This window comes from Candidatus Moraniibacteriota bacterium (assembly GCA_016699425.1).
Lineage (GTDB): Bacteria > Patescibacteriota > Minisyncoccia > Moranbacterales > UBA1568 > SSEF01.
The window spans coordinates 237,918-251,268 of the sequence record CP064975.1 but is presented as its reverse complement, the minus strand read 5'-3'; the positions used below and the strand labels follow the sequence as shown (position 1 = coordinate 251,268).

Annotated in this window: 10 protein-coding genes; 4 read left to right on the top strand and 6 right to left on the bottom strand. The window is 54.5% G+C overall.

Going from position 1 to position 13,351, the window contains the following annotated elements:
- Positions 1 to 60 precede the first annotated feature (60 nt).
- From IPJ68_01145 to topA, 3 genes are all read left to right on the top strand, one after another.
- Entirely contained in the window at positions 61 to 786 is a 726-nt protein-coding gene (locus IPJ68_01145; protein QQR78867.1) for a hypothetical protein, read from the top strand.
- 182 nt (positions 787 to 968) lie between these two features.
- Positions 969 to 2,057 carry a DNA-protecting protein DprA gene (gene dprA, locus IPJ68_01140; protein QQR78866.1) on the top strand — a complete coding sequence of 363 codons (1,089 nt, stop codon included), beginning with the start codon at positions 969 to 971 and terminating at the stop codon, positions 2,055 to 2,057.
- Positions 2,058 to 2,146: 89 nt separating this feature from the next.
- Positions 2,147 to 4,336: a type I DNA topoisomerase gene (topA, locus tag IPJ68_01135; protein ID QQR78865.1), complete on the top strand. Its 2,190-nt coding sequence runs from the start codon at positions 2,147 to 2,149 to the stop codon at positions 4,334 to 4,336.
- Between the two features lie 175 nt (positions 4,337 to 4,511).
- Here the strand turns inward: topA and IPJ68_01130 are convergent, their stop codons facing one another.
- The 3 genes from IPJ68_01130 to IPJ68_01120 are packed head-to-tail and all read right to left on the bottom strand — an operon-like array spanning position 4,512 to position 6,529.
- Positions 4,512 to 5,321, bottom strand: coding sequence for a metal ABC transporter permease (locus IPJ68_01130; protein ID QQR78864.1), 810 nt, complete (start codon positions 5,319 to 5,321; stop codon positions 4,512 to 4,514).
- Entirely contained in the window at positions 5,318 to 6,085 is a 768-nt protein-coding gene (locus tag IPJ68_01125) for a metal ABC transporter ATP-binding protein (protein ID QQR78863.1), read from the bottom strand. The genes IPJ68_01130 and IPJ68_01125 overlap by 4 nt, the downstream gene beginning before the upstream one ends.
- A gap of 12 nt (positions 6,086 to 6,097) precedes the next feature.
- On the bottom strand, positions 6,098 to 6,529 hold the full coding sequence (locus tag IPJ68_01120) for a transcriptional repressor (protein ID QQR78862.1): 432 nt from the start codon (positions 6,527 to 6,529) through the stop codon (positions 6,098 to 6,100).
- 137 nt (positions 6,530 to 6,666) lie between these two features.
- Between IPJ68_01120 and IPJ68_01115 the strand changes: the two genes are divergently transcribed.
- Positions 6,667 to 8,166, top strand: coding sequence for a bifunctional (p)ppGpp synthetase/guanosine-3',5'-bis(diphosphate) 3'-pyrophosphohydrolase (locus tag IPJ68_01115; protein QQR78861.1), 1,500 nt, complete (start codon positions 6,667 to 6,669; stop codon positions 8,164 to 8,166).
- Between the two features lies 1 nt (position 8,167).
- Here the strand turns inward: IPJ68_01115 and tadA are convergent, their stop codons facing one another.
- From tadA to IPJ68_01100, 3 genes are all read right to left on the bottom strand, one after another.
- Positions 8,168 to 9,916, bottom strand: coding sequence for a Flp pilus assembly complex ATPase component TadA (gene tadA / locus IPJ68_01110; protein ID QQR78860.1), 1,749 nt, complete (start codon positions 9,914 to 9,916; stop codon positions 8,168 to 8,170).
- Positions 9,917 to 10,061: 145 nt separating this feature from the next.
- Positions 10,062 to 11,738 carry a chaperonin GroEL gene (gene groL / locus IPJ68_01105; GenBank protein QQR78859.1) on the bottom strand — a complete coding sequence of 559 codons (1,677 nt, stop codon included), beginning with the start codon at positions 11,736 to 11,738 and terminating at the stop codon, positions 10,062 to 10,064.
- A gap of 157 nt (positions 11,739 to 11,895) precedes the next feature.
- A complete protein-coding gene (locus IPJ68_01100; protein ID QQR78858.1) occupies positions 11,896 to 13,347 on the bottom strand; it encodes a PAS domain S-box protein in 1,452 nt (483 codons plus the stop codon).
- Positions 13,348 to 13,351 lie beyond the last annotated feature (4 nt).

Below are 13,351 nucleotides of genomic sequence, written 5' to 3'. Positions count from 1 at the left end.
TCTGTGCCACTTTCGTCATGGGGATGATTGTGGATGTTCCTTACAGGAAAGGCTGACATCATGGATGATCGGTTAAAGTTGACGCACGAGGATTCTCACGGTTTCCTCAAAGACCTCTTCGAACGACTCGCCGGCCACCGGGGAAGGCTGTGGCTCCAGGCAATCAAACGCTTTCTTCTCGGTACGAGTACAGAGTTCTACATGCTCGAGATTGGCAATGCAGGCAACATTCGCAACCTATTAGAGCAATTCTCTCATGCAGGCTTCAGCGTATCACCCGTCGGAGGAAAGGCAGATGGGCTCTTACGAAAAAGCGGTCCTAAGCAATGCTCTGGATTGAAGGAGTGCTTCCGCATGCTGCCCGTCCGTGCCATGGACTTTGATCGAACGCGGGCCGTGAAGCACGCTACGCTGGCGAGCGCGATCGCCCACATTGGCCTCATGGAAGGATGTAAGGCAACGAGCTGGGAAGCAGCCTGCAACCTCCTGCTAGAAACCGAGAAGACAGATGATCGTTCTTTTTACAGGCGTAAGTCTCTGCTTGAGTTGGCACCGACGCCGATCGTCTGGACGTTTGTAGTAGGCAACCACGATAACCGGACTAGCTTCGCGACAGGTGTTGAGGGAGAGAAGCCCAGACTAGTTGGACTAGTGTCACAGGACGCCAACCTTGGCTTCAAAGGCATTGCCGAGGCCGAGTACCTCTGGACCCGACTGGGACGAGAACCCAATACGATCCTGCCAGGAGATGTCTTCGTCTTTTCCATCGACACCGATCGGATCTGAATTCAGGGGCAGCAAGGCAAATGTCTAGCTGCCCCTTGAACTTTTTTACATACATTCCGCATTCCCAAAATACACTACTCAGGATTCACCAGATGCTTTAGCTAAACTTCGCTTCGAACATTAATACATCGCTAATATTTGCCCAAAAACTAACCTTCGCCTAGAATAGTTCTCTATATAATATGAATGAATCCCTCGCTTTCCATCTCTTGAACCGCCTCCCGGGTGTGGGCGCCAAGACGCTCCGCTTTCTGGTGGGTGCTTTTGGATCGGCTCAGGTAGCCTGGGAAGCACCTGATCCGGCCTGGGCAGCGCTCGGCCAGCCCCGACTCGCCGCTCTAGCGCCTAAGCGAAGCACACTGGCACCCGAGACCGAGACAGACAGCCTCGAGCACAATCACATCGAGGTCATCCCCTTTACCGACCCCCGTTTCCCCGCTCTCCTCGCCGAAATCCCAGATGCCCCGGCACTCTTGTATGTCAGGGGAAACTTCCGTGCCTGGAACGAGCAACCGCTCCTCGCCATCGTCGGCTCGCGGAAATTCACCGCCTATGGCAAACAAGTCGCCACCGAACTCGCTCGTGCCCTCTCACAGGCCGGGTATGTGATCGTGTCCGGTCTGGCCTTCGGGATCGACTCCATCGCTCATGAAGCGACCTTGGAGGCCGATGGCTGTACCCTCGCTGTCCTCGGCAGTGGTATCGATGACCAGAGCATCTCGCCCCAGTCACATCTGCGATTGGCTCAGGCGGTCATGGAGCGCGGCACTCTCCTCTCCGAACTCGCGCCAGGGACAAATGCCAGCGTCGGCACTTTCCCCGCTCGAAACCGCATCATGGCTGGGATGTGCCAAGGCATCGTCGTCGTCGAAGCCGCCGAAGAATCCGGCAGCCTCATCACCGCCCGGCTCGCCCTCGACTATGACCGCGAAGTCTTCGCTGTCCCCGGTTCGATCTTTTCACCCGCTTCAACCGGCACGCATCGACTCCTGAAAGACGGAGCCCGGCTCGTCACGGGCATCCAGGACATCCTTGAAGAGCTCGTCCCTGTCGGCCAACGTACCGCATCGGCTACTGACACCGCAACACCTGGGGACCTCGATCCAGACGAAGCGGATATCTACGGACGACTCACACATGAGGGTGTTCACATTGACAACCTCACCGTGCTCGTTAGACTAGAGGCAACGCGCGTGAATATGGCCCTGACCAGACTTGAGCTTCGCGGCCTTGCCAAAAATATCGGGAACATGCATTACATCCGTCTGTAACCCACAACCTGCTACCAACTACTTACCATGAAAATGAAACACCATCTGGCTCAGTCGTCGGTTGTAAGTTGTGAGTTGTTAGTTATTTTATGAAACTCCTCATCGTCGAATCCCCTTCCAAAGCGAAGACGATTGAAAAATATCTCGACGGCGAATATAAGGTCGTCGCTTCGGTTGGTCATGTCCGCGACCTCCCCAAAAGCAACAAATCAGCCATCGATATCAAGGCGGGGTTTGTCCCCCAGTATGTCATCTCACCCGGCAAAGAACACGTCGTCGAGTCGATTAAAAAACTGGCCAAGAAAAGCTCAACTGTCCTCCTCGCCACCGACCCCGACCGCGAAGGTGAAGCCATCGCGTGGCATGTCGCCCAGACGTGTGGGATTAAGAAACCAGCCCGCGTGCTGTTTTATGAAATCACGCCGGCCGCGGTAAAGGAAGCTATCGCCCATCCCCGCCCGCTCGACGAAAATCTCCGCCGAGCTCAAGAGGCACGCCGTGTTCTCGACCGTCTCGTCGGCTATGACCTCTCCGGCCTTATCTGGAAGAAGCTCCGCTATGGCCTGTCAGCTGGACGCGTCCAGTCACCGGCGCTGCACATCCTCACCCTTCGCGAGAAAGAGATCCGCGCCTTCATCCCCGAGATTTTCTTCCAGTTCACCGGACAGTTCACCAATCCGCTCGGCCAATCCCTCACCCTCACACATACCACCGAGCCGCGACCCAAAGCCGATGAAGCCTCCGCTCAAGAGGAAGCCGTCAGAATCATCACACAGGGGAAACAAGCGACTTGGACCGTCGAAGATGTAAAGGAAACCCCGGCCAAACGAAGTCCCTACGCCCCCTTTACCACCTCGACTCTACAGCAGGCTGCAAGCTCGCGCCTCGGTTTTGCCCCAAGCCGTACCATGAAGGTCGCTCAGAAGCTGTATGAGGCGGGGCATATCACCTACATGCGCACCGACTCGACGAATCTGAACAAGGACGCTGTCACCGCCATCCTCACACTCATCGAGAAAACATATGGCAAACAATCCGTCATGCCACGTGTTTTCAAGACGCGCTCCAAAAACGCACAAGAGGCTCATGAAGCGATCCGCCCAACGCATATCGACGCCAAGATGTATGGAAAAAATGAGGAAGAAAAGCATCTCTATTCCCTGATCCGGAGCCGCACGATTGCTTCGCAGATGGCCGATGCCGAGATCCTCCGGACGAAGATCACGGCACGGGCGAGCGACCCCCAGGTACCAGTCTTTGCGATGACAGGATCCATCGTCGTTTTCCCTGGTTGGCTCGCCGAAGACACCGCGGCGCGCGGCGAAGACACCGAGCTCCCCAAAGTAACAGCTGGTGAAACGCTCACACTACAATCAATGACGAGCGAAGAGAAATGGACTGAGCCACCCAAGCGCTACACCGAAGCGGGGCTCGTGAAAGAGCTCGAGAAGCGCGGCATCGGCCGACCGTCGACCTATGCGTCGATCATCCAGACTATTCAAGCCCGCGGCTATGTCGAGAAAGAGGGCCGCACCCTCATCCCGACCGAAACAGGTGAAGTCGTCGATGATTTTCTCTCCCTCCACTTTTCCGAAATCCTCTCGGATGCATTCACAGCGGATATGGAGGATCAGCTCGACGAGATTGCCCTCGGGACCCGGGAATACGCAAAGACCCTAAAAGACTTCTATGGCCCGTTCTCCAAGGCCGTGAAGAGCAAGGACAAGCTTGAAAAGATGTCCAATCTCGGCGCGGCACCCGCCGAGATGCGCTGCCCAATATGTGGGAGTGATATGATCATCAAGCTGGGGCGAAGCGGAAAATTCTACAGCTGTAGCCGTTTCCCGGAGTGTACCGGTGCGTTCACACTCGAAGGAAAAGTGGTCGAAGGACCGAAAGCGACGGGGGAAAAATGTCCCTCCTGCGAAAAAGGTGAGCTCGTTGAACGCGAAGGCCGCTTCGGAAAATTCATCGCCTGCAACAACTACCCGAAATGCAAATACGTGAAGAAAGATGATCCGGCGAATCTGCCAACCACTGGTGTGAAGTGTCCCGTCTGTGAGAAGGGCGAGATGGCCGAACGTCGCGGCCGCTTCGGCATTTTCTACAGTTGTTCTAACTACCCCGATTGCAAGCACGCGATCAAGGCCAAGCCGACGGGTACCCTGTGCCCCTTGTGTCAATCATTGATGATGGAAGGGACCAAAACCATCCCGGAACGCTGCAGCAAGAAAGAGTGTCCTAATCATCGCCCCGACAAAATAGAGAAGTCCTCATGATGCCCGCCCGCACCGATATGCTTCGCTCTCGGAGCGTTTCGGGCGAGGAAGGTACGAAAACAATCCCTGAGCGCTGCAGCGATAAGACCTGCCCCAATCATAATCCCCACAAGCTCGAGAACAAGAAACTGTAGCTTTCTGCTTTTCTGAAGAAACAGTAGTTATACTCCTTTGCTTAAGCCGTCTTTCGGCTATTGGCTAGATAGGAAAGAGCGAAAACGATAAGCGTCACCAGCGCGATCGACGCCCCACTTGGCAGACCGCCGATAAACGCTAACGAGAACCCCAGGCTGGCCGAACCCTCAGCGAGGATAAGACTGAGCAAGAGTGTTTTCTTGAAACCCAGTCTCCACTGGAGCGCCGCCATAACTGGGAGCACGACCAGGGAGCTAACGAGCAGAACCCCGACGACTTTGATCGCCGCAGCTACAACCGTCGATGCCAGGAGCATGAAGACGAGATTCAACCGATCAACCGAAACACCATTCACTCGCGCGAGATCTTCGTCGAGCGTGGCGAGAAAAAGTTGTCGATAGAAAGCGCCAAAAAATAACGTCACAACGCTCGCAATACCGAAGACCAGGAAGAAATCCTGAATGTTCACCCAAGCGAGATTACCGAAGAGGTACGCCTCTATCTCCTCTGCCTCGACCCCACGCAAGGCAAACAGCATGACGGCAAGCGCCAGACTCCCCGAGAGGAATATCGCCAGGGTCGCCTCTGAGAGCACTCGTCGCGAACGGCGGAATAGCTCGATGCCACCGCCCCCGAGCACAGCGCTCGCAAAGGCTCCGACGGCCATCGGAAGACTAAACCAGGAACTGACCGCGACCCCGAAGAGGGAAACATGTGCCAGTGTATCGGCCAAAAGCGAGAACCGCCGCATCACAAGCACAATGCCGATCATCGGTGAAATCCATCCAAGCAGGAGAGCCGTCCCCAAGATGGGCCAAACGGATTGAGCAGTGAGGATATCAGGATTCATAGGGTTGAGTCTTCTGATGGATGCCACGCCCGCGAACCGAAGGCAGCTTCAATCACGCGACGCTTATGGAGGCCTTCGGCAGGACCGAAATACACGACGGTTTTGTTTAGGCAGAGTGCTGTTTTCGTATTGTGGGCAAGCGCCTCGAGATCATGTGAGACGAGGAGGATTGTCTTGCCATGTTTTTCGTTTAAATCACGCAGCAAGGCATAAAAGGATTCTTCAGTAGCCAAATCAACACCTGCAGTCGGCTCATCGAGCACGAGCAGTGCTGGATCGGACACAAGTGCCTGAGCGATGAAAGCCCGTTGTTCCTCCCCGCCCGAAAGCTCTCCGATACGACGCTGGAGCAAATGACGGATGCCAACGATATCGGCGACCGTATCGACGCGCTCACGCAAGGCTTGGCGATCTTTCCGGCTCAGGAAAAATGATTTCGACAATGAACCCGCCGTAACAACCTCGGCCACGGTCGCGGGAAAGTTCGATTCGCCCTGGAACCCCACCTGCGGCACGTAGCCGATCTTCGACCAGTCGCGAAAGGCCCGAACTGGCTGGCCAAAGAGCGTGATCGTACCGTGTTGTATAGGGATGAGTCCGAGCAAGAGCTTGAGAAGGGTACTCTTGCCGGAACCATTCGGTCCGATAAGGCCGATATAATCCCCCGCCACCACTGAAAGCGAGAGATCGTCCAAAATCGGCTGTTCCGTCCGATACGAAAACGACAGGTGTGAGGCCTTGATGATCGATTTTGCTTCAGTCATACAGGTGTGTACTTATGCGGTCACAGCAAGACAACTCGCACAGTGTCCATAAAATTCGACGGCATGGGAAGAAATAGCAAAACCCACTTTCTGACTGATCTCGGCCGCTCTCTTGAGCACAACCCCTTCCTCCAAATCGATATCTTGAATTCGTTCACAGGCCATACAGATCAGGTGATGATGGTGCCCGCGCTCCGTCAGCTCAAAGTACTGCTTGCGGTCACTCACGATCACTTTCCGGACGATACCCGACGCCTCCATCGTGGCGAGGTCGCGATACACGGTTGTCTTGTTTGCCTTCCTCCCCGCCTTGTGACACAGCGACACGATTTCGGGCGGGGCAAGTGGTCCGGTCGCTTTGTGGAGGATATCCAGAAGCACCAGACGCGTGTCGGTTTGACGCAATGATCGGGCAGCGAGTTTTTCTGAACAAGTATCGAGCATACGCTATAATAATAGCAACTTAGTTGCTGTTGTCAATACCCGTCAACCTTGCGCTTGAAGACTAGGCCCAATCGTGACAAAATGACCACGTTGAGTCGTATTAAGCGTTTGCCTCGCCTTTCCGATGTGCCAATCATATGACCCCTATCACTATTGATGATGTCGTCCGAGCCTGCCGTTTCCCGCTCAAAAACGATCAGGAAAAGCTGGTTCGTGATGCTTATGTTTTCGCCGAAAAAGCCCATGCGGGCCAGCTCCGCCGATCAGGCAAACCGTATATCACCCATACACTCCAAGTCGCGAAGATCCTTGCTGAGATTGGTATGGACCCAACGACACTCGCAGCGGGCATTCTACACGATGTACCCGAAGACACTCCCGTCCCACTTTCCGAGATTGAGTCTCGTTTCGGTGAAGAGGTCGCCTACCTCGTCGACGGCGTCACGAAGCTAGGGAAAATTCGGCTTCGCGGCTCACATGAGGAATACTTTCTCGAGAACCTGCGGAAGATGTTCCTCGCCATGGCCAGGGATATCCGAGTCGTCATCATCAAGCTCGCTGACCGGCTCCACAATATGCGCACGCTCGAGTTCGTCCCCGTTGCCAAGCAGGAGCGCATCGCCCGCGAAACGATGGAGATATACGGGCCGATCGCCAATCGGCTCGGCATCGGTGAGATCAAGGGGGAACTCGAAGACCTCTGTTTCCAATACCTAGACCCCGAGCACTATGCCATCACCAAAGAAATCGCAGAGACCTATCTCCATCAGGGAAAAACTTACATGGACGATGCCGTCATCCATTTCCGACGTCTGCTCGAAAAAGAGAAGATCAAAGTGGTCGATATCAGCGGCCGGATGAAGTACCTGTACCGGCTTTTCAAGAAACTCGAGCGCCACGACATGGATGTGACCCGGATCTATGACCTCATCGCTATCCGGATCATCGTGCCTGAAATCGCTGATTGCTACGAAGCACTCGGCATCATCCACCGGGAATACCGCCCGATGGTCGGCCGGATCAAGGACTATATCTCACTCCCTAAACCGAACGGCTACCAATCGCTCCATACAACTGTCTTCGGTCCGCAGGGCCGTATCCTCGAAATACAGATCCGGACCGAAAAGATGCACACGGAAGCAGAGTTCGGCATCGCTGCGCACTGGATCTATACCGAACGCGACCGACGCAGCTGGAAGAATCTCTTCACCCGGAAGAAGGAGATCATTGACAAGGAACCCCGCGGGCTCGAATGGGTCCGCCAACTCCAGGAATGGCAGAAAGAAATCGGCCGAGACGATGAAGAGTTTCTTCGCGGCCTAAAGATTGATTTCTTCAAGAATCATATCTTTGCATTCACGCCAAAGGGCGATATCATCGAGCTCCCCGAAGATGCCACACCGATCGATTTCGCCTACGCCATCCACAGTGAGATTGGCGACCGGGCGACCGGTGCCAAGGCCGATAGCAAGATCATCCCCCTCGACCAGCCGATCATCAATGGCCAGGTGATCGAAATCCTCACGGAAAAGAATAAGAAAAAACCCAGCCGGGACTGGCTGGATTTCGTGAAGACATCAACTGCCAAGGCCCATATTCGCCGCGCACTCCGAGACGACGGCCTCTTCGCCAAATAGGCTACTCCTTCGTCGCGCGCATTACTTCCTCAATCGAAGTCATCCCCTGAACGATTTTGATGAAACCATCCTCGACCATCGTTTCCATACCATTCTTCCGTGCTTGATTTTCAATTTCCTCACTCGTCGCGGACTGGGTCACCAGCTTCCGGATATCGGTGTCCATCGCGAGTACTTCGTATAGCCCGATACGGCCGCGATAGCCTTCGCTGTTGCACTGTTCGCAACCTACTGCCTTGTAGAGTTCGATATCTTCCCACTGTTTCGCTTTTTCGACAAATTTCTTTGACATTGGATTCTGTCTGAGAACGGCCAGGATATCATCGAGCGTATAGAGTTTCCTGAGCGACTCAATCTCCTTCGCATCGAGTGTGTAGGACTTGCGGCACTCGACGCAGAGCCGGCGCACCAACCGCTGAGCGATAATGACGTTCACCGTCGAAGCGATGAGAAATGGTTCCGCCCCCATATCGAGCATGCGCGGCAGCGTTGCAGCTGCTGAGTTCGTGTGGAGCGTCGAGAGCACCAGGTGACCGGTCATGGCCGCATGGAGGGCGATCTCGAGCGTCTCTTCATCACGGATCTCACCCACCATGATGATATCCGGATCCTGACGCAAGAGTGCTCGAAGTGCTGCCGCAAAGGTCATGCCGACCTTGGGATTGATCTGTGTCTGATTGACCCGGAGCATGCGATACTCGACTGGGTCCTCAACGGTTGAAATATTGACGTCCGGCGTATTCAAGATATCCATCGCCGTGTAGAGCGTCGTCGTTTTCCCCGATCCAGTCGGTCCCGTGACGAGGATGATGCCGTTCGGCTTCCCAATTTCCCGACGCACCTTTTCCAATGGCTCTCCGACCAGCCCCATCTTCTCCAGCGTGAGGCCATGCGACGACTCGTCGAGAAGCCGCATCACGATTTTTTCTCCGTCGAAAATCGGCAGGATACTCACCCGGAACGAGATTTTGTAGTCCTCCTTCTCGATTTTGAAACGGCCATCCTGGGGAAGACGGTGTTCATCGAGCTTTAGGTTTGACAGGACCTTGATCCGAGCAACAAGACCGAGCGCGACGTCCTTGGGCAATGTCATCGCATCATGCAAGACACCATCGATCCGATAGCGGACAATAACTTCGGTCTCCAGCGGTTCGATATGGATATCCGAGGCAGATTGCAGGATCGCATGCTTCAGAAGAGTGTCGACGATGCGGATAATGGGGAGCCCGGCCGCGATCTTCTCGAGATCGCCGTCCTTCTCCTCTTCTTGATTCTGATTGACCTCATCGGTGAGGATATCGCCGAACTCGGCCTTCAAGCTCTTCTCATACTGACGAAGGACCGTCTGAATACTCTCGCGAGAAGTCAAACAAGGCACGATTTTCAAACCCGTTTTCTTCTTGATGAAGTCGATCGTCTGGATATCTTCGGGATTGAGCATTGCGACCTTCAGATTCGTCCCCGATTTCTGGAACGCGATGATACTGTACTTTTTTGCGATTGGCTCCGGGACGATGGAGAGAATATCAAAGGGAATCGTCTCTTTGGAGAGGTCAACAAACGGGATGCCGAGCACATAAGCGTAGACCTTCTGGAGCTCAGGCTCTTCGATATAGTGCTTTTCTAGCAGGCAGGCAGCCAGTTCCTTCCCCTCCCCCTCGCATTCTTTAATGGCGGCTTCGAGCTTTTCCTTCGAGATAAAGTTCGAGTCGAGGAGAAATTCCTGCAGTTGTCCGGGTTTGATGCGCATAACAGTTTTTCTTGATTTTCGTTTGACTTTATTATACAACACGCTACCACCAACGGCATGCGGGACACAAAAAAGAGGCCCTCGTGGCCCCTTTTTATCGTCTGACTCTCGAGTCGCCGTGAACCCACTATTCTCTCCGAAAAGCCTACATCATGCCGCCCATACCCCCCATACCGGGCATGCCTGCGGCCGCGTCCTTTTTCTCTTCCGGGAGATCGACCTCGGCAGCTTCGGTCGTCAGGAGGAGAGCAGCGACCGAGACGGCATTCTCGAGCGCCGTCCGAGTCACTTTCAAAGGATCGATAATTCCCGCTTTGATCATATCCTCTTCATACGTGCCGGTCAGTGCGTTGTAGCCGAAATTCGCACCCTTCGACTCTACAACCCGATTCATGACTACGGCCTCTTCCTGGACACCGGCGTTCATCGCAATCTGCCGGAGCGGCTCATACAGCGACTTGAGCAAAGCCGTATACCCGGCCGAAAATTCATGGTCGTTGTGGAGAAGTGTCTTCGCTTTGCTATTTTTCTGGAGGGCGATCGCTGCTGCAGCCTTGGCATAGGCCGTTCCACCACCCGCGACGATACCCTCGGCGATGGCTGCTTTGGTGGCCGCGACCGCGTCTTCCATCTTGTGCTTCATATAGGTCAGCTCAGTCTCGGTGGCTGCCCCGACCCGGATAACCGCCACGCCACCCGCGAGCTTGGCCATGCGTTTCTGAAACCGTGCATAGTCCGAGTACTGGCCGCGATTGGTTTCCTTGTCCATGAGACCCCGGAGCTGTGTAACCCGGCCTTCGATATCCTTCTTCTTCCCCTTGCCACCGACGATGGTCGTCTCGTCCTTCGTCGCGATGACTTTGGTTGCGTGGCCGAGCATCGCGAGCTCGGTCGATTCGAGTTTCATTCCCTTGTCCGACGAGATGACTTGCCCACCCGTCAGGATAGCGATGTCTTCGAGCACGGCCTTCCGGTTGTCGCCGAATTCCGGTGCCTTCACGGCGAGCACGTTCAAGACGCCACGGAGACGGTTGACCACGAGGGTCGCGAGCGCCTCACCATCGACATCGTCGGCGATGATGACGACGTCTTTCTTCCCGCCCTGAGCCATCTTCTCGAGCACCGGCAGGATTTCCTGCATCGAAGAGATCTTCTTGTCAGTGATAAGGATGAACGGGTCCTTGATCTCGGCCGTCTGACTGGCCACATCCGTCATCATATACTGGGAGATATAGCCCTTGTCGAAATTCATCCCCGTCACGACCTCTTTCGAGAGCCCCATAGTCTGCGACTGTTCGACCGTGACGACGCCGTCTTCCCCGACATCCTCCATTACATCGGCAATCATCCGACCCATCTCGGGCGATTCAGCCGAGATAGTTGCAACATTCACCTGCTCTTCCTTCGAAGTGATTTTTTTCGAATTTTTTTCGAGGAGTGCGATAACATCGTCTTTGGCGGCCTCCATACCGTGACGGATGCCGACCGGATTGATCCCCGTCTCGACGAACTTCAGACCTTCCCGGACGAGTGCCTGGGTGATGACTGTCGCGGTCGTCGTCCCGTCCCCGGCGACATCATTCGTCTTTTCGGCGACCTGCTTGATGAGCTCGGCTCCCAGGTTTTCAAACGGATCCGCGAGCTCAATCTCTTTGGCGATAGACACGCCGTCATTGGTGATCGTCGGTCCACCATATGCCTTACCAAGGAGCACATTCCTCCCCTTCGGACCCATGGTGACGCGGACTGCATTCGCCACCTTGTCGATACCGGCTTTCACGCGCTTGCGAGCATCCTCGCTAAAAATCACTTGCTTCGCCATACATGTTGTCGAACCATCAACTCACAACACACCACCAACGACCGAAGACTTCAGTCCGTATGTCGGCAAGTTGTAGGTCGTTGGCTATGGTTAATCAATTAGCACTCTCTATTATAGACTGCTAAAAAATACCGTCAACCCCATATTTGGAACGGGTTTAGCCTTTGTCGGCCGGCCGTTCGATACCGACGAAATACAATACCTGCCGCTTATGGTCGAGAATCGGTGCGACGCGAATCTGCGCGCGGTACTGAGCACCCTTCTTGGTCCGATTCGTAATCTCGCCCTCATACCTCTGCTTGTGGAGTCGGATCGTATCCCAAAGTTCCTTATAGAACTCGGCTGGCATCTGCCGCCCCCAAAGAGCCGGCGTCTGGCCGACCATTTCCTGGCGGGTATACCCGGTAAGCTTTTCCGCCGCAACATTCGCATGCAGGATCTTTCCCTCAGGATCAGTGATAATCATGTGGTCGAAACTCTCATCGAGCGCCGTCTTGAACATCTCGAGCTCGTCCCGGCTCCCGACGGCAATCTCATTCGAATTCTGGATATTCTTGATAGCGCCCATCATGACCGACGCCAGATAGGAGAAGTCATCCACATCGCCTTCCGGTAATCCGCCAGCATGCAAGACACTCACCTTGCGCGCGATCCGACGCATGTTCTCGATTCGCCTCAGGAGGAAATAATCGATGAGCACGATAAGCAGGCTGATATAAGTGATCAGTGCGAAGAGCGAATACCACAGCCCGTTCCACAGGAATGACCGGCCGTCCCGGATGATCTGAGAGGGATATTCAACTCGCAGAACCAGCGACGGATTCCCGAAGATATTGTCCAACAACCGGAGGCCGATCGTCTCATCCGAAGTAGATTCAATGACGGTTCGTGCTTCTGGCCGGAGCAATGCCGACTGAGCATCATGCCCGACAGACCGGTCGGAATCATATGGTTTCAGCTGGACATCCATACCCGACAAAGAGCTCAGTCCTTCGCTGAAACCCTGGTCGAGGTAGCGGCCGAAGATAAGCGTCCCTCGGCGGACACCTTGGCTGTCGCTCATCGTGATCGGCTGAGCGGAGACGAGCAACATTGTATCTGAGACTGTCAGAACACCCTCTTTCACCAAGACACCTTCCTTGAAGTCCAAGAGATCGCTCCCTTTCTGGAAATAACGCAAGAATTCCGCTGGAATCGAATGTTCCGCCGGTGCGCCATCATAAACTTGTTTCCCGTACACAATATCACCGGCATTATTCACGAACGCCATGATATCGACATGGATCAAAGCGAGTGATTCGTCGTTGAGATTCGATTCGATGTATTCCTCATTTCGGTCAGTGATGAATTTGTACGTATCATCCCATTGTGCCCAATCGGCCTGTCGCGCGCTCAAATTCGACATCTCCTGGCTGAGCAGTCGCTCAACCAGCGATATCTGTTCCTCGGCATGATGCCGCTGTAGTCCCTGCAATTCCTCTGCCGTAATCCGCCACACCAGACCATACGAGACGGCCAGAAACCCGGCCGTTACCAGGAGTAGGAGAAGGTGTGTCTTGTTTCGAAGAGACAACATCTTTTTGTGTTTATTTTCAGGCAACGCTTCCATAGCA